17 protein-coding genes and 2 tRNA genes are annotated in these 17,583 nt (G+C 34.6%); 5 read left to right on the top strand and 14 right to left on the bottom strand.

The window, feature by feature from the left end; genetic code table 11:
- Positions 1-22: 22 nt before the first annotated feature.
- The 14 genes from ruvA to JCM15579_RS10175 form a co-directional block, all read right to left on the bottom strand.
- Entirely contained in the window at positions 23-604 is a 582-nt protein-coding gene (gene ruvA / locus JCM15579_RS10235; protein ID WP_054719551.1) for a Holliday junction branch migration protein RuvA, read from the bottom strand.
- Positions 605-747: 143 nt separating this feature from the next.
- Positions 748-1,626, bottom strand: coding sequence for a 4-hydroxythreonine-4-phosphate dehydrogenase PdxA (gene pdxA / locus JCM15579_RS10230; RefSeq protein WP_245625871.1), 879 nt, complete (start codon positions 1,624-1,626; stop codon positions 748-750).
- Positions 1,627-1,643: 17 nt separating this feature from the next.
- Positions 1,644-1,805, bottom strand: a complete 162-nt coding sequence (locus JCM15579_RS21435; RefSeq protein ID WP_245625870.1) for a hypothetical protein — start codon at positions 1,803-1,805, stop codon at positions 1,644-1,646.
- Positions 1,806-1,984: 179 nt separating this feature from the next.
- Positions 1,985-3,424 (bottom strand): leucyl aminopeptidase family protein, encoded by a 1,440-nt coding sequence (locus JCM15579_RS10225; RefSeq protein WP_054719549.1) that lies wholly within the window; start codon positions 3,422-3,424, stop codon positions 1,985-1,987.
- Between the two features lie 132 nt (positions 3,425-3,556).
- Positions 3,557-3,937, bottom strand: coding sequence for a hypothetical protein (locus JCM15579_RS10220; protein WP_054719546.1), 381 nt, complete (start codon positions 3,935-3,937; stop codon positions 3,557-3,559).
- Between the two features lie 3 nt (positions 3,938-3,940).
- Positions 3,941-4,936, bottom strand: coding sequence for a DUF4837 family protein (locus JCM15579_RS10215; protein ID WP_054719543.1), 996 nt, complete (start codon positions 4,934-4,936; stop codon positions 3,941-3,943).
- Positions 4,937-4,964: 28 nt separating this feature from the next.
- The gene (locus JCM15579_RS10210) at positions 4,965-6,413 is read right to left on the bottom strand and encodes a lytic transglycosylase domain-containing protein (RefSeq protein ID WP_054719540.1); all 1,449 of its coding nucleotides are present in this window, start codon (positions 6,411-6,413) and stop codon (positions 4,965-4,967) included.
- Positions 6,414-6,579: 166 nt separating this feature from the next.
- Positions 6,580-6,780 (bottom strand): twin-arginine translocase TatA/TatE family subunit, encoded by a 201-nt coding sequence (tatA, locus tag JCM15579_RS10205; protein WP_054719537.1) that lies wholly within the window; start codon positions 6,778-6,780, stop codon positions 6,580-6,582.
- 53 nt (positions 6,781-6,833) lie between these two features.
- Positions 6,834-8,186 (bottom strand): RIP metalloprotease RseP, encoded by a 1,353-nt coding sequence (gene rseP / locus JCM15579_RS10200; RefSeq protein ID WP_054719534.1) that lies wholly within the window; start codon positions 8,184-8,186, stop codon positions 6,834-6,836.
- Positions 8,187-8,317: 131 nt separating this feature from the next.
- Positions 8,318-9,466, bottom strand: coding sequence for a 1-deoxy-D-xylulose-5-phosphate reductoisomerase (locus tag JCM15579_RS10195; RefSeq protein WP_054719532.1), 1,149 nt, complete (start codon positions 9,464-9,466; stop codon positions 8,318-8,320).
- Between the two features lie 20 nt (positions 9,467-9,486).
- On the bottom strand, positions 9,487-10,359 hold the full coding sequence (locus JCM15579_RS10190; RefSeq protein ID WP_054719529.1) for a M23 family metallopeptidase: 873 nt from the start codon (positions 10,357-10,359) through the stop codon (positions 9,487-9,489).
- A 116-nt stretch (positions 10,360-10,475) separates the two neighbouring features.
- Positions 10,476-10,548: transfer RNA gene (locus JCM15579_RS10185), tRNA-Met, on the bottom strand.
- Positions 10,549-10,632: 84 nt separating this feature from the next.
- A tRNA-Met gene (locus JCM15579_RS10180) sits at positions 10,633-10,705 on the bottom strand.
- Between the two features lie 161 nt (positions 10,706-10,866).
- Positions 10,867-11,316: a DUF4268 domain-containing protein gene (locus tag JCM15579_RS10175; RefSeq protein WP_054719526.1), complete on the bottom strand. Its 450-nt coding sequence runs from the start codon at positions 11,314-11,316 to the stop codon at positions 10,867-10,869.
- A gap of 129 nt (positions 11,317-11,445) precedes the next feature.
- Between JCM15579_RS10175 and JCM15579_RS10170 the strand changes: the two genes are divergently transcribed.
- From JCM15579_RS10170 to JCM15579_RS10150, 5 genes are all read left to right on the top strand, one after another.
- On the top strand, positions 11,446-12,591 hold the full coding sequence (locus tag JCM15579_RS10170; RefSeq protein WP_054719523.1) for a metallophosphoesterase: 1,146 nt from the start codon (positions 11,446-11,448) through the stop codon (positions 12,589-12,591).
- Positions 12,592-12,603: 12 nt separating this feature from the next.
- Positions 12,604-13,281, top strand: coding sequence for a DUF4956 domain-containing protein (locus JCM15579_RS10165; RefSeq protein WP_083464629.1), 678 nt, complete (start codon positions 12,604-12,606; stop codon positions 13,279-13,281).
- Positions 13,282-13,313: 32 nt separating this feature from the next.
- Positions 13,314-14,396, top strand: a complete 1,083-nt coding sequence (locus JCM15579_RS10160) for a hypothetical protein (protein ID WP_157471430.1) — start codon at positions 13,314-13,316, stop codon at positions 14,394-14,396.
- Between the two features lie 62 nt (positions 14,397-14,458).
- The gene (gene rnhB / locus JCM15579_RS10155) at positions 14,459-15,058 is read left to right on the top strand and encodes a ribonuclease HII (protein WP_054719515.1); all 600 of its coding nucleotides are present in this window, start codon (positions 14,459-14,461) and stop codon (positions 15,056-15,058) included.
- Positions 15,059-15,324: 266 nt separating this feature from the next.
- Entirely contained in the window at positions 15,325-17,502 is a 2,178-nt protein-coding gene (locus tag JCM15579_RS10150) for a S46 family peptidase (protein WP_054719512.1), read from the top strand.
- Positions 17,503-17,583 lie beyond the last annotated feature (81 nt).

The raw sequence follows: 17,583 nt of genomic DNA, 5'->3' as shown, positions 1-17,583 counted from the left end.
GTAAAGCAAATACGTTCTTAGTTTACAATTGTTTCAGAGCTAATTTTATTAAATCCTCAACACTTGAAGTTGGATTAGCAGTATAGATTTTATCAACCACTTTATATGCAGCATTCTTTGCAAAACCCAACATCACTAAAGCAGATAACGCTTCTTCTTTGTTCGTATTGTCTTGAGGAAGTGAAATTTCTAATATCTCCGATTCTTTACCTAGTTTATCCTTTAGCTCAATAATAATTCGTTGAGCAGATTTTGCTCCAATACCTTTTACTCCTTGCAAAGTTTTGGCATTATTCGACAAGATTGCAGTTTGAATTTCGACAGGACTTAAGGATGAAAGCATCACCCTGGCAGTATTTACACCTACTCCAGACACAGAAATTAAATGACGAAAAATTTCTCTTTCCCTGGTGTCTATAAAACCGTATAACATATGAGCATCCTCACGAACCACCTGATGAAGATACAATTGAACCGTTTTATGCCCAGATAACTGGCTGTATGTATTTAATGAAATATGAATAAAATATCCAATGCCATTATTTTCTATAATAGCTGATGTTGGTGTTAAGTCGGCGAGTTCACCTTTAATGTACTCAAACATAAATTAAGAATTAGATTATTCTGGAATTTAAGGTTTTTAAAATATGCAAAATTATGCAATTTTAATAATGAAAGATAGGCTTTTAACAAAAAAAGAAAGAGCGATTAACACTTAACCGCTCTCATTATAATTTTGTTAATTCTTTATTGTACGTTTTTCATATTTTCAGCAGGCTTAAGAGGGTCTTTACTTATTTCCTCATACATGCGTCTGTTTTTGTATACATCCAATGCCAAATACAATGCCTCGCGGAAAGAAACTTCCGAAGCAACATTTGTTCCAGCTATAGAATAAGCAGTTCCGTGAGCTGGTGAAGTTCTTACTTCCGAAAGCCCTGCCGTAAAGTTTACTCCTGAATCAAAAGCCAATGCTTTAAATGGAGCTAAGCCCTGATCATGATACATTGCCAAAATCGCATCGAATTTTGTACAATCATCCGAACCAAAAAAGCCATCCGCAGGGAATGGTCCTAAGGCCATAATTCCCTTCTCTCTTGCTGTATCCAGAGCAGGAATAATAACATCTTGTTCTTCTGTACCAATTAATCCATTATCTCCAGCATGTGGATTTAAACTTAGTACAGCTATTTTAGGTTTTTGAATTCCAAAATCTTTTAGCAATGATGCATTCAAAATTTCTAACTTTTCTAGAATTGCCTCTTTGGTAATTTTTTCAGGAACTTTTGAAATTGGCACATGACCGGCAACTACTCCAACTCTAAGTTTACCACTTAGCAATAACATTAATGATTTTCCCGACTCCAATTTCGCTTCCAAATATTCTGTATGTCCAGGAAACTCAAAATCTTTTGACTGAATGTTCTTTTTGTTTATTGGTGCAGTAATTAAAACATCAATTGCTCCTTTTTTTAAATCTGCAACAGCAGATTCCAATGCTTGAAAAGCAGACGTTCCAGCAGCACTTGTAGATTTTCCAAGCTCTACTTTAATATTCTCATCCACACAATTAATAATATTCGCACGCTTTGGCTGAGCCTCATTTGCCTCTTTAATATTATTCAAGCTAAAATTATCGATGTTTAGTGCTTTACGATGATAAGCTGCAACTTTTGGCGAGCATAGATAATTGGAGTACAAAGTTCCAACAATCTATTATCCATTAAGGTTTTAATGATTACTTCGTAACCAATTCCATTAATATCACCGTGAGTTATTCCGACCTTTATTTTGGTATTCTTCATGAGTTAAGATATTTAGTTTGGTATGTGCTACTTGTGAAAATCAAGTTTATCACATCCCAAACGGTATTAGAACTTATTCAGTTCATAAATGCAAGATATTGTATCCCAAATGAAAACTTAGCTTGCAACTACAAAAATAGAAAGAATCCCTTAATCCTAACTATCTTTTTAATGATTCCTTATGATTGGTAATTTTTTATAAAATCGTACAACAAACGCACACCAACCCCTGTGCCTCCTTTTCCTCGGTAATTGTCAGTTGCACCAAGGAATGCAGGACCTGCAATATCGATATGAACCCAAGGATAGTCCGTAAAGTGTTCCAGAAATTTTCCTGCGGTTATTGCTCCTCCATCGCGACCACCAATATTTTTTAAATCTGCAATGTCTGATTTTATTAATTCTCCGTATTCTTCCCAAAATGGAAACTCCACCACTCTTTCGTAAGTTTTGTTTCCTGAAGTTTTTAGCTCTTCCATCCTGTCAGCACTTTCTTCATTCCCCATGGCAACAACACCATATTTGCCAATTGCAACTGCAGCAGCTCCTGTTAAAGTTGCCAAATCAACTACAAATTCCGGATCATATTTTTTTGCATAACTTAAAGCATCGGCAAGAATTAATCTTCCTTCTGCATCGGTATTCAACACCTCTACACTTAGCCCATTATGCATTTTAATAATATCGCCTGGAGCATAAGCATTTCCTCCCGGACGGTTATCTGTAGCAGGAATTAAACCAATTACATGAACAGGAAGTTTTGCTTTTGCAATTGCATATAAAACCCCAGCCACCGAAGCCGCTCCTCCCATGTCCGATTTCATTAAATCCATGCTGTCTTTGGTTGGCTTCAAACTCAAACCTCCTGTATCGTAAACTATTCCTTTTCCAACAAAAATTACCGGATTTGCATTCTTGGCATTTTCAGGTTTCCATTCCAAAATCGAAAAAGTTGGTTCATCAACGCTTCCCTTATTTACAGCCAAAAGACCTCCCATTTTTAGGCTTTGAATTTTAGTCTTTTCAAAAACTTCCACACAAAAACCTGATTCATCAGCCATTCTCTTGATCTCCTCGCTCAATTTTTGAGCAGTTAGATAACTTAAAGGTTCATTTACCAGATTACGTGCATGTTTTACTGCTTCACATACTGCTTGCAGCTCTTCAATGTCTTTTTCATCCAGCACATCACTCTGAACATGAACTTCAGTAAGACAATGCTTTATTTTTTTAGGATCCTTTAGATACTTGATAAATTGATAATTGCTTAAAGACAATCCTTCAAGTATTGGTAAAATTACTTCTTTGTTCAAAGAGTAATCAACAACCACAAGTTCTGAAATTTTACTTTCCTGAATTTTTGAATGAAGAGAGTTGCCAAGCTTTCTCATTTTCTCATAATCTTTGTACATCAGCTCTTCTGTTGCACTTACATGTACAAAAATTTTTCTTGTATATTGATTGATTTCTATTAATAAATCTTCATTCTCAACCTGCTGAATAAGATACTGAATTTCATTTTCGGCAAGAGGAAGATTTTTATAATTTTTAAGGCTTGTCAAGTAGAACACATTCTTTGTTTCTACTGAAATATTCGTTGTATGTAAATCTATGTTCATGTATTACTGTTTAATATGAAAAGTTTTTTGTATCAAAACCAATTTTGAAGTTAAGTAAAAATACTAAAAATCTTTTCTTTGCTTCAAATCTATCCAAAAGAAAAACCGTAGCTCTGAAGCTACGGTTTCCATTTATAATTTATCTGGATTCTCTTTAAAGTAATTTCTAATCAGAACTTTTTTCAACTCTCGAAGAATAACCAGTTCGGCAAGTAAATCTGATTTTGGCACATCTGAATATTGAGCCTCAGCTTGCATAATTTGCTTTTCACTTAAATCAATCTGATAAAGTAATAAAACCAATCGATGATAATCTCGATCCAAAAGCCAAATTAGATGTTCCTTTAATTGAGAAAACAATTCCTCATATGCATAATCCACTTCGCCCGAAAACTGCACTTCCAAACCAAACTGAGCAAAATCTTTCTCAATTTGCGCAGCAACTTGTCTTATTATTTCTTCGCGATTGCGATAAGTTTCAATGCTTAAGTTTTTATAATCAGGCAAATTCATCTCTTATTTATTAATGTTTTGGTATGAATACATAATTGCTTCCAACTCACGCAACATCTCACGCTTATTGTTGTTAGGATAATAAACGTAAGAATCCAAACAGATCACTCTATTATTTTTCTCATCTAGAAAGGTTACACTCACAAATGGTCCACCCATAAAATCATTCTCCACTTTCCAAAGCCCACGAGTTTCATAGGCGTAGTTCCCTTCAAAATCAAATTGTCTGGAAATAATTGGATACGACATTTCTGTTCCCATATAACTTCCTTCTGTAGGCCCTGGAACATATTTTTTTAATAAGTTGTTTCTTCTCTTAATGATCTGATCTTTTGAAAACAAATCCTCTGTAAGATAGTCATAAGAATAGATAAACATTCCCTGACTGGTTGTTGGAGTTTCATTGCTTATCCATAAAAAATCAGGCTCATCTTTATTAATTTCATAACCAGCAGGAAACGAAAGTGTAAATTGATACTTTGATTTTAATTTCTCGAAAATTTCCTGTACTACATTTCTTCTAAATGTTTTGATTTTTCTATTTCTCTCACCTAAAAGAAAATAAGCTACAATTTTATTTCTGTTCTTTTGTAACAACTCAATCATTGACTGATTGTCTTTTGCTTCAATTTTCATGAATGATTGAGTCTTGGCATATAGTTCATCCTTAACAGCAAGGTTGTTTTTTTCCACTTTGGCAGAAACTCTAAGATCTAAGATACTACGGTGAGTTTTAAACATACTACTGAAAGCATTATGATTAATATGGATAATATCTAGAACAGGTTCATCTTGTGGCAATCCCAATTGAGTGTCATTAAGAACAGATCTTAGAGTATCACCCACTGAACTATCCCACAATGCGTTGTTAATCAAAACTAAAACCTCACCCGAACCTCCCGTTACAACTGGTCTTAATCCTTTTGTTGTCTTCTTACAAGATACTGCACTTACAATAACGAGCGCACAAAGAAGCGTTATATTTATTATCTTTTTCATAATTAGATGTTTATTTGGAATTCAATTATTATTCGTATTGAACTATTTTTAATACCATTCCTGGCTCTACTACATTAGATTGATTCATATTATTTACCTTAACCAAATCCTTAACAGATTCTACCTCGAACCTATTGGCTATTGATTGCAAACTATCTCCTTCTTGTACCTCATAAAGCAAAAATTTACTCTTTTTCAATAGTGGATCCCTTTGTGGTTTTTGGGATATTTGCTCCGATGGTTTTACCCAAATTTTTAATTGTTGACCGATATAAATATCATGATTCTTCATTTTATTCCACTCCATAATATTGTGTGTGGTGCAAGAATAATTCATAGCTATTTTATGAAAATACTCTCCTGCTTTAACAACATGATATATCATATATTTTCCTTTGGTAGAAGAAAGCTCCTTTTGCAATTCAAGATACTTCTTGGGTTCATCCTTCATTGAATAAATTTCTTCTTCATTGTCAATAAACAAACCAATCTTCTCAACCGGAAGAACCAATTGAGCAGGTAATTCACCTGCAGGAATTATATCTTTTTTATAAATAGGGTTTAATTTTTGAATCTCCTCAACAGGAACACCAAGTACTGCTGCAGCATGCTTAAATGATACACTCTTCTTTACATTAACTGGTGCTACACGGAAATAAGGATATTGATTTGGCGTCGCAACTATATTGTGTTCTCTGCTATAATTCAAAATATAATTTGCAGCAATAAAAATAGGCACATAGTTTCGGGTTTGTTGTGGCAAATATGGCGATATTTCCCAAAAATCAGTCTTACCTCCAGAACGTTGAATTGCCTCACGCACCACTCCTGGACCACCATTATAGGCAGCAATTGCCAATTGCCAATCTCCAAAAATTCTATGCAAATACTGCAAATACTTGCAAGCTGCCTCCGTTGACTTCTCAGGATCCATTCTTTCATCAACATAAGAAGTAACCCTTAAATCAAACATTTTACACGAATTGTACATAAACTGCCACAAGCCTATCGCCCCCGATCTAGATCTTGCTTTGGGGTCCAAAGCCGATTCAATAACCGAAAGGTATTTGAGTTCTAATGGCAAATCATATTTGTCCAAATACTCTTCAAAAATTGGAAAGTACAATTCCGAGCGCTCAATTATTTTTCCTGTTTTCTCGCGATGACGAACTGCATATGCTTCAATAAATCGGCGCACAACAGGTTTATAATCCAACTGTATCGGTGTCAGATCATTTAAACGTTTCATTCGTTCTTTGTATATCTCATCTGAAAAAACAGGAATATAGTTCGCATCTAAAATTTCATTCTCTGGAAGTGTTTCTTTTAATATCTCATCAGTAAAATGCATTAGTCTTTGGTTGACTTCTTCTGAATTTTCTGGCTTCTCTTTTTGTAGAATACTAAATAAAGATTGAGCAGGGACAACAGAACTGCCTAAAAGAGACATTAACAAAACAAGTATGAAATTCTTCATGCAAGTGAGCAGTTTAAGGTTTAGGGATTTCTAAATTCGAATTGAAAATAATTAATTTACAAGTAGCATCCAAATGATTTTACAAGTTTTAAACTAATTTTTTAGTTGATGTGATTTTATTAAATTCCGACATTAAAAAAAGGCAGGTGAACTACCTGCCTTTTAATTATTTTTCCAACGACTCTTTATCTTTGTTATTGTCCTTATCTTGGTCTTGATCTGTAGCCTTTTTAAATTCTTTCATTCCTTGACCAAGTCCCTTCATTAATTCTGGGATTTTTTTCCCTCCAAAAAGAAGTACGATTACAAATACAATTATTACGATTTGCCAAGGACCAATCATTCCCGCTATTACAAAAAGATTCATATCAGTTGAGTTTTAGTATTTACAGTGCTAATATAGTATTTTTAATGTAATAATTACCAATTGGATACCCATTTCACCACATCATTGGCATTTGCGAAAATAAGTAAGCCAAATAATAAAACCATTCCTGCAACCTGAGCATACTCCATAAACTTATCGCCTGGCTTTCTTCCTGTAATTATCTCATACATCAAGAATAACACATGCCCACCATCTAATGCTGGGATTGGTAAAATATTCATAATAGCCAAAATTATAGAAAGAAATGCAGTTAATTCCCAGAAAGCATGCCAATCCCAAACAGATGGGAAAATGCTTCCAATGGTACCAAATCCTCCAATTGACTTGTATCCCTTGATATCTTTATCGAAGATTAAACCAAACTGTTTTAGGTAATCATTCAGTTTTTTAAATCCTTTTCCAATACCAGCAGGAACAGCTTGTGCAAATGTATATTCTACAGCCTCATACTTAAATCCACTAAGATCTAACAAAGGTTGAAAACCTATTAAACCTTTATCAGTTGTAGTTAATTTTAAATTTAATTCCTGATTGTTTCTTGAAATTAAAACATTAATCTCTTTGCCTGCCTGGGTAGTTAGATATTCTTTGTATTCATCGAAATAGGTAAAATCAACTCCATTTACACTTACGATCTCATCTTCTTTCTGCAAGCCAGCCAATTTAGCCGGTGAATCTTTAGCTACTTTTCCAACTTTCATTGGGTGAAATGGATAACGCAAACTAATCGTTGGATCAACACCAAACTTTTTACTGCTTCGTTCAATTAAGGCTGGAATATATGATGTTGGAATTGCAACATCCAGATTTGCCCCATCGCGAATCACCTGAATTGATGAAGGACGATTAAGAATAATCTCTGGCATGATTTGAGAAAATCGCTCTACTTTTTGATTATCCAGAGCAACAATAATGTCTCCATCCTTCAAGCCTATACTTTCAGATAATGAATCACAAACAATTCCGTACTTTGCATTTTCAGCTGGTAGATATTGTTCTCCCCAAGCAAATAAAACAGCGGTGTAGATTACAAATGCCAAAATGAAATTTACCAGTACTCCACCAATCATTATCAATAAACGTTGCCAAGCTGGTTTTGATCTAAATTCATATGGTTTTGGAGGCAATGCCATTTGTTCCTTATCCATCGACTCATCAATCATTCCGGAAATTTTAACGTATCCCCCTAGAGGAATCCAACCAATACCATATTCTGTCTCTCCTTTTTTAAATTTAAAAAGTGAAAATCCAGGATTAAAAAACATATAAAATTTCTCAACCCTTGTTTTGAACAATTTTGCGAATACAAAGTGTCCTAACTCGTGTAAAACCACAAGAATAGACAAACTCAATAAAAACTGTCCTATTTTAACCAATACATCCATTCATATTTTTATTTGTAACAAGTACTAAATCTAAAGTGAATAATTCACACTGCTCTATACGAAATTTTTCTACTTGCTAATTATTAATTACTAATTGTTAATTTCTAAAGGCTGCCTAAGATAATTATTTTTTACAATATGGTCTCCGTTAATCTTCTCGCTTCTGAGTCGGATAAGACATAGTCTTCGTAGCTTGGCTTCTGAATAAAACAAGTTTTATTCATTACTTCTTCAATAATATCGCTCATTTGTAAGAACCCAACTTGACCTTTTAGGAAAGCATCTACTACAACTTCATTTGCAGCATTAATTATACATGGCAAATTGCCACCTTTATTCATAGCTTCGTATGCAAGAGCCAGGTTTCTAAAATTCTCTGTATCGGCAGGAGCAAAATTCAATTCAGGATAATCTAAAAAATTAAAGCGTGGAAAATCAGTTTTCAATCTCTTTGGATAAGTAAGAGCAAATTGAATTGGCAATTTCATATCAGGCAATCCCATTTGTGCTTTCATCGATCCGTCCTGAAACTGAACAATGGAATGAACGATTGATTGATGATGTACTATCACATCCACCTGATCAGGACGAAGATCAAACAACCATTTCGCTTCAATAGCTTCAAAACCTTTGTTCATCATACTTGCCGAATCAATGGTAATTTTAGCTCCCATATCCCAATTCGGATGCTTCAACGCTTGCTTTGCAGTGACATTTTCAAGGAATTTTTTATCTCTACCTCTAAATGGGCCTCCCGAAGCCGTCAGGTATATTTTCTCAATCTGATTATCGAATTCGCCCAGTAAACATTGAAAAATAGCCGAGTGTTCCGAATCAACAGGGTAAATACTTACACCATATTCCAATGCTAATTTCTGTATGATATCACCGGCAACTACTAATGTTTCCTTATTTGCCAAGGCAATATTCTTTCTGGCTTTAATGGCATTTATCGTAGGCAACAATCCAGAATAGCCAACCATTGCTGTTACTACAACATCAATAGCACCCATTTGAACTACTTGGGCAATGGCTTCATGACCAGCATAAACTTTTATTGACTCATCTTTTAGAGCCTCCACAAGCTGAGGATATTTCTCTTCACTGGCAATAACAACAACATCAGGTTTAAATTTCTTTGCCTGTTCTATTAATAATTCTACCTGATTATTCGCAGTTAAAACATCTACAACAAATTCATCGGGATTTGCTTCTACCACTTCCAATGTTTGGGTTCCAATGGAACCCGTCGATCCCAGAATAGCAATATGCTTACTCATTAATAATTAGAGTTTTGTTTTTAAAATTTTATATAGTCTTCGGGGTTTAAAGGTTGTCCGTTATGCCACAATTCGAAATGCAAATGCGGACCAGAAGTCAACTCTCCAGAATTTCCCAACAACGCAATTGCCTCTCCTGCTTTCACATGCTCTCCTGCTTTTTTCAAAAGCTCGGAATTGTGTTTATACACGGATAGTAAGTTGTTGGAATGTTGAATTTGAATAACATACCCTGTATTCAAAGTCCACTCCGAAAAAATAACCGTTCCATCTAAAACGGAAGATATACGCTCATTTACACCTCCCACAATATCAGTTCCATAATGTTGTGATTTGCTATCAAAATGATTCGAAATCATCCCCTTTATGGGTGAAAAGAAATGTGTATTTGATAATCCTCTTGATTTTGGAGCATTTTCGAGCGTTAAGTTGTATTTTTCATCCTCCTCATGGTCTAAACGGAATAGAGAATCTGATTCTGTTCTTGTAAAGCTCAAATTCTTGTACTTTGGATCGACAATGGAATCGGAAGCACTTTGAACCACATTATCAAAATCATTTCCTTCCACTATGTTTCGAACACCTTGAAAAAAACGATCGCGCTTCTCCAATTCAAGAATCAATGAATCCACTAAGATGTCATTATTCTCAATGTTTTCTCTCATTTCTCCATCAGGATAGCCAGGAATATACTCTCGTAAAGGTGTAAAAGCAATAAGTAAGGTTACCAAAACTATTAACAGAACAGAAAACAATCCTGTAACGGTAAATACATTTAATCGTGATAATCGAATAGACAATACTTCATCAAACGTGGCTTCGTTGGATATTGTTAGTCTGTATTTATTCTTTAATTTTTCAATTAAAGGCTTTTTCTCATTTAAACTACTCATACTGATAGTATCTGAAAAGATTTACGCAAAGGTAACAGAAATCAACGAAATTGTATGTTTTTTAGATCAGAAGGAACAAAAAAAGGCTCTGGAATAATCCAAAGCCTTAAACTTAGTAGCGGGGGCCAGACTCGAACTGACGACCTTTGGGTTATGAGCCCAACGAGCTACCAACTGCTCCACCCCGCAATATATTTTTAGAAATTATCTGTCTTATATCATTTACCTTTCGACGAAAAAATAAGCTTTGACCAAATCAAAGCTAAACTTTAGTAGCGGGGGCCAGACTCGAACTGACGACCTTTGGGTTATGAGCCCAACGAGCTACCAACTGCTCCACCCCGCAATATATCTTAAGACTTATCTCTTTCGTTTTGCGGTTGCAAAGATAAGAGCCTTTTATTCCAAAACAAAATTTTAGTAATATTTTTTTAATAAATCCAACAAAAACAATACTTTCAGAATCTTTTTAGCTTGTTAATCAGATTGATATGCATTAAAAAAAAATTAATCATTCTGAACCACTTCCTTTATATCAAGGAAAGCTTCTTCCAACAAACACATCTTCTGAAATAAAAATTGATAATATTCTTCCCAGTTCTCCTTTTTATATACAGATGCTTCTCTCAACTGAAAATATATCACACTTACTTCTTTAAAGCCTTCAATAAAATAGTTCTTATCCCAGATCAGATCACCTCCACAAGTATCTTCAACAACTGGTCGGTACTTCAGAAATTTATCAAACACTGAATAACGCTTAACATCAAACTTGCTGTCTATTTGCAACATCACAAATGCACCATCATCATTTAAATCAAATTTTAATTGTGCTTCCTTTATTTGTGTCCCTTTCAAAACCCAGGAAGTCATTTTTCGACCTTGCTTCTTCGAATATCGTTTGAAACCATCCCAAAACTGAATCCTAAACTCTCTCTTTTCCTCTTTCGTGTACATTCAAAAATATATTTTCTGCAAAACTAATAGTTCTTTCTTACACTATAAGAAACTATCAATTAAATTGTAGCAAATTTTCAGAATAAAAAATAATCTTATCTTTAACTACTCTAAATTAGTTTGATTTTAATGAGATTATTCAATATATATTTTCCTTTTATTACTCTATTAGTATTGATTTCTTGCAGTTTGGATGGATACTCCCAGCAAGAAACTATGCCTGATAGTCTGTTGGTTTCTTCCTATGTTGAAGGACCTCATATCAGACAGATCTCAAATAATAGAGTTGATGTTTTTTACATTCAACACGATAGCATTAAAAACAAAACCAAGAAAATATCCAGATCATATCGATACAAAAATGACACCTTAATATTTAAAGGCTTTGCAGGTGGCGATACATTAACTTATGTCGTTCCTAAAAACATCAGACCAAGATCAGGAATATTTGAAAAAGCTGATAAAATAATTGTTCTAGGTGATATTCATGGAGAATTCGATGCATTAATCAGTATTCTTCGTTACAACAAAGTAATAGATGACAGAAATCGTTGGATTTTTGGGGATGGGCACATCGTGTTCACTGGTGATGTATTTGATCGTGGAAAAAAAGTAACCGAATGTCTTTGGTTAATTTTTCAGCTGGAAATTCAGGCTAAAAAAGCTGGAGGAAGAGTTCATTATATAATTGGCAATCACGAAATGATGGCCTTATTGTTTGATGACCGATACGTAAATACAAAATACAAACATGCAGCGCGTTTCTTAAAATACCATTACTCGCATTTCTTCGACAAGTACACGGTTCTAGGAAGCTGGTTGCGTTCTAAAAACACTCTGATGCGAATCGGTGATCAGCTCTTTGTTCACGGAGGAATTTCGCCTAAATTTCTCGAGAAAAAAATGAAAATTGACGATGTGAATATTAAAATGCGATATCATTTAAACAATTATACTCAGCTTGAAGATACTACATTAGTCGATTTATTCTTATATTCATATAGTCCTTTATGGTATAGAGGATATTTGTCAAGAACGCCAAGTTACGATAGAATTTCTCTTGCCGAAGTAATTAAGACACTAGATTTTTATGAATCAATGGTAATCATATTTGGTCATACACCTGTTGCGCGAGTTTATCCATTTTATTCTTTTAAACTCATTGCTATGGATGTTCCTATTGGCGATCCAAACTTCATTGACCAAGCCTTATTGATTGAGAATCAAAAATATTATCGGATATTTGCACACAAAGAGAAAGAAAGATTACGTTAAAGCATACAAACAATGGAACTACTCACTAGTCTAGATACTGTAAATGTACCAAGCACTGTTATCCTTTCTAATAACATGGTTGAACTTTTGCTTAGGTTTGTATTAAACATGGTTGTAACCATTTTTATTGTCAACTATGTATATTTTAAGGCAACAGGAAAAAGAACCTACGTTTTTACTTATATCATGATAAGTACTACTGTATTTTTCCTTTGTTTCTTATTAGGGAACATAGACTTGCAACTTGGTTTTGCTCTTGGTCTTTTTGCAATTTTCGGTATTATTCGCTACCGTACCGATACCATCCCAATTCGGGAAATGACTTACCTATTTTTGGTAATTACCATTTCTATTATCAACGCTTTGGCAAGAAGAGATGTTAGTTTGGGTGAAATATTAGTTACCAATGTAGCATTCATGCTTACGACTTATATCATGGAACGAATTTGGATGCGCAGACATATGGCTCGAAGAACCATCATTTACGATCGAATGGATTTGATCCATCCAGATAAACATGACTTATTAAGAGAAGATGTAGAAGCAAGAACCGGACTAATAATCGATAGATTTAAAATTGGCCAAATTGACCTATCTAAAAATAGCATCAGACTAACTATTTTCTATAAAGATGTGGAAGGTAATAACATCCTAACAGATGCAGAATTAAGCGATAAGGGCATGGAATAAAAACAACTCAAACCAACAAACCCACTGTATATATGAATTCGAAAATCCGATATATCGTGTTTTCATTTCTACTAATACTCCTTAGTAGCATAAATTCACTTTGCCTGTCTCAAAACGACCTGGATAGCGATAGCATATTCAAGGCTCCTAACCTCTTTGAATCAGATACTTTAATAAAATTATCGATCACCACAGACTTAAAAACTTTGGTAAGAGATATTGGTGAAAAAAATAAATATCATAAAGGAAGACTTTCATACCACTTGGGAGATTCAATTGTTTCCATGAGTGTACAATTAAAAACCAGAGGTAATTTCAGAAAAGATAGAAGTATTTGCCCTTTTCCTCCAATCCGCATAAAGTTTAACAAAGTAGATGCCAGTTATTCCCTTTTTCACGGACAAGGAAAACTAAAAATGGTTACCCATTGTCAAAACAAAAACGAAAGGTATCAGCAAATGCTTATTCAGGAATACCTGATATATAAAGCGTACAATTTGTTTTCTCCTGAAAGCTTCAATGTACGTCTTGCCGAGATTACATACAAGGACAGTGATAATCAAATGGGGCCATTGAAAAAATATGCCTTTTTCATAGAAGACTTTGAAGATATGGCTGTTAGAAATGGTAAGATTCCCAGATACGAGAAAAAAATTCATCAGGATCATACGCTTATTGGGAAAGTAACCAAATTAGCGGTATTTCAATACATGGTTGGCAACACCGACTGGGGAGTTCCAACCCTTCATAACATCAAACTCATTGCCAAAACACCGACTTCCAGACCTACACCTGTGCCTTATGATTTTGATTGGGCAAGCTTGGTTAATGCTCCTTACGCTGTACCGAACGAAAAATTGAATATCAAATCCATCCATGAAAGGTTGTATCGTGGATACAAAAGAACTGCCGAGGATTTGGAATATATTTTTAGGGAGTTCCGAATGAAAAAAGAAGCGCTTTATGAAATATATACAAGCTGTCCTTACCTAAATGACAAGGAGAAAGAGCGTGTACTAAATTATTTCGATGAATTTTATGAAATCATAAATGATCCTAGGAGAGTTAAAAGAGAGTTTATTGATAATGCACGCACCATTAAGTATAAGGAATAACTTAACTGACTTACTAAATTGTATTTGAACTATATTTGTCGAAATTTTAATTTTCAACAGATATGCTTGATTCATTTTTACATGACAATACCATTGAAGCTGGTTGCGACGAAGCTGGCCGAGGTTGCCTTGCAGGCCCGGTTTTTGCTGCAGCTGTAATTCTTCCTACCAATTTCAGCAATGAAATGTTGAATGATTCGAAGAAATTATCAGAAAAGAAACGATATCTCTTAAGAGAAACCATAGAAAAGGAAGCTATTGCATGGGCAGTAGGAATTGTTGATCATGAAGAGATTGACAAAATTAATATCCTTAATGCTTCTTTTCTTGCAATGCACAGAGCTGTTGATCAATTAAAAACCAAACCTGAGCATCTTCTTATTGATGGCAATCGATTTAATCCATACAAGAATCTCAAACATACTTGTGTAATAAAAGGAGATGGAAAATACGCATCAATTGCTGCGGCTTCAATACTTGCAAAAACCTACCGTGACGATTTCATGATGAAAATACATGAGGATTTTCCGTATTACGACTGGAATAGCAACAAGGGATATCCTACAAAAAAACATCGAATTGCAATTCGTGAACATGGAATTAGCCCATTTCATCGTAAGAGTTTTGGTTTACTACCTGATCAAATGGAACTAAAATTCTAACAAACACATGATTAACAGTCTATTATAGCGCGATTTTAACGAGAAAATCCATGTGTTCATCTAATTTTATCGAAACCACATGAGAATATATAGCTGATTTTCTGACAAATACACAACAAGCTTTAATTGGGATTTTCTATAGGATTTATAAAATACATAGAATAATACTAACTTTGCTTGCCAACAAAATAATTGGACACAACAAACGCTCCAAGTGCTTACTTATTAGCAACAACTTGGGGCATATTTAAAATTATTCAACTAAAATGAGAAACTTAAGATCATTAGTATTGGGATTAAGTCTTTTGCTTTGCTTCTCTACTGTAAGAGCAGACGAAGGAATGTGGCTTTTATCTCTTTTAAAAAAGAACACTGCAGAAATGCAGGAAAAAGGCTTTAAGCTTACAGCTGAAGATATTTATAAAGTAAACGAATCTTGTTTAAAAGATGCAATTGTTGGTTTAGGAAGCGAAGGAAGACCATTCCGCCATTTCTGTACTGGTGAGATTATTTCTGATCAAGGTTTATTCTTAACCAACCACCACTGTGGATTCGGAGCAATTCAATCTCACTCAACTCCTGAGCATGATTATTTATCAGACGGATTTTGGGCTTACAGCAAAAAAGAAGAGCTAACCAATCCTGGTATTACTGCTTCTATTTTAGTAAGAATGGAAGATGTAACAAAAGATGTCTTAAAAGGAGTAAAAGACGATATGTCGGAAGAAGATCGTTACAAAGCGATTGAAGAAGCTGCAACAGCTATTGAGAAAAAAGCTGAAGAAGGTACTCACTTGAGAGCTAATGTTAAAAGCATGTTCAATGGCAACCAATATTTTGTTTTCGTATACGAAATTTATAAAGATGTTCGTTTGGTAGGTGCTCCTCCACAATCAATGGGTAAATTTGGTGGTGATACTGACAACTGGATGTGGCCTCGTCATACTGCTGACTTCTCAATGTTCCGTATTTATACTGGTGCTGATGGCAAACCTGCTTCTTACTCAGAAAACAACGTACCTTTGAAGCCTAAGCATCACTTACCTATCTCTATTAAAGGAGTTGAAGAAGGTGATTTCGCTATGATTATGGGATTCCCTGGAACTACAAATCGTTACCTAACTTCTTATGGTTTGGAAGAAACCATGAAGATTACCAACAAGAACCGTTACGATATCCGCACAGTAAAATTGGATATCATGATGAATGATATGTTGAAAGATCCTAAGGTAAGAATTCAATACGCTTCGAAACATGCTAGCAGTGCGAACTACTGGAAATACTCAAATGAGCAAAACAAAGCATTGAAAAAGCTGAACACAATGGGTCACAAAAAAGAAATCGAAAAAGAATTCTTGGAGTGGGCTAACGCTAAACCAAAACGTGCAGCGAAGTATGGCGAAGCTTTAAATATGATTAAAAAAGTTTATGCTGAAAGAAAAGATGCAGCTTACCAAGCTTCATACATTGGCGAAGCTTTGGATAGAGGTGCCGAAGCTCCTGGTTTTGCTTCAAGAGCAGGTAAGTTATTAAAACTTCTGAAAGCAGAAACTCAAGATGCTGAAGCAATTGAAAAAGCGATTGCTGCATTAAAAGCTTCAGGTAAGAGATTCTATAAAGATTATAACGCTCCTACCGATCAAAAATTAATGGCTGGTTTATTTGCATTCTATGCAGATCATATTGCAATGGAAAACCGTCCATCAATTTTTGAAACAATCGAAAAAGAATACAACAACGATTTCAAAAAATTTGCTGAAAACGTGTATGCAAATTCAGTATTCGCAACAAAAGCTAAATTCGACAAATTCCTTGAAGCTCCTGAAGCTGAAGTATTGGAAAATGACTTCTTATACAAAACTGGTGCATCTATTCAGGAAGCATACTACAAAATTTACAAAGCTGCATACAATGGTTCTGAAGATTTGAACAAAGGAAGACGTTTGTTCGTTGATGGTTTGCTACAAATCAACAAAAAGAAATTAATGGCTCCAGATGCAAACTCAACAATTCGTTTAACTTACGGTAATGTTGGTGGTTACGAGCCAAGAGATGGTGCTTACTACTACCACTACACTACTTTAAAAGGTGTAATGGAGAAAGAAGATCCAACAAGTCACGAATTCCAGGTTCCTGCAAAATTGAAAGAGCTTTATGAAGCTAAAGATTACGGACAGTATGCAGATAAGAATGGTAAATTACCTACTTGTTTCCTAACAAATAATGACATTACAGGTGGTAACTCAGGTTCTCCGGTAATTAACGGAAATGGTGAATTAATTGGTACTGCATTCGATGGTAACTCAGAAGCTATGTCTGGTGATATCGACTTCGAAGAAAACCTTCAAAGATGTATCAACCTTGATGTTCGATACACGCTATTTATCATCGATAAATTTGCTGGTGCTAAAAACATCATCGACGAATTGACTATTGTGAAGTAATTAACCACTCACAAAATAATATCAAAGGATGCTCGAATTTTCGAGCATCCTTTTTTTATGAAAATCTGGAATAGTCTGAGA

The organism is Marinifilum fragile JCM 15579 (assembly GCF_001310955.1).
GTDB lineage: Bacteria > Bacteroidota > Bacteroidia > Bacteroidales > Marinifilaceae > Marinifilum > Marinifilum fragile.
This window is presented reverse-complemented; position numbering and strand designations above follow the sequence as displayed.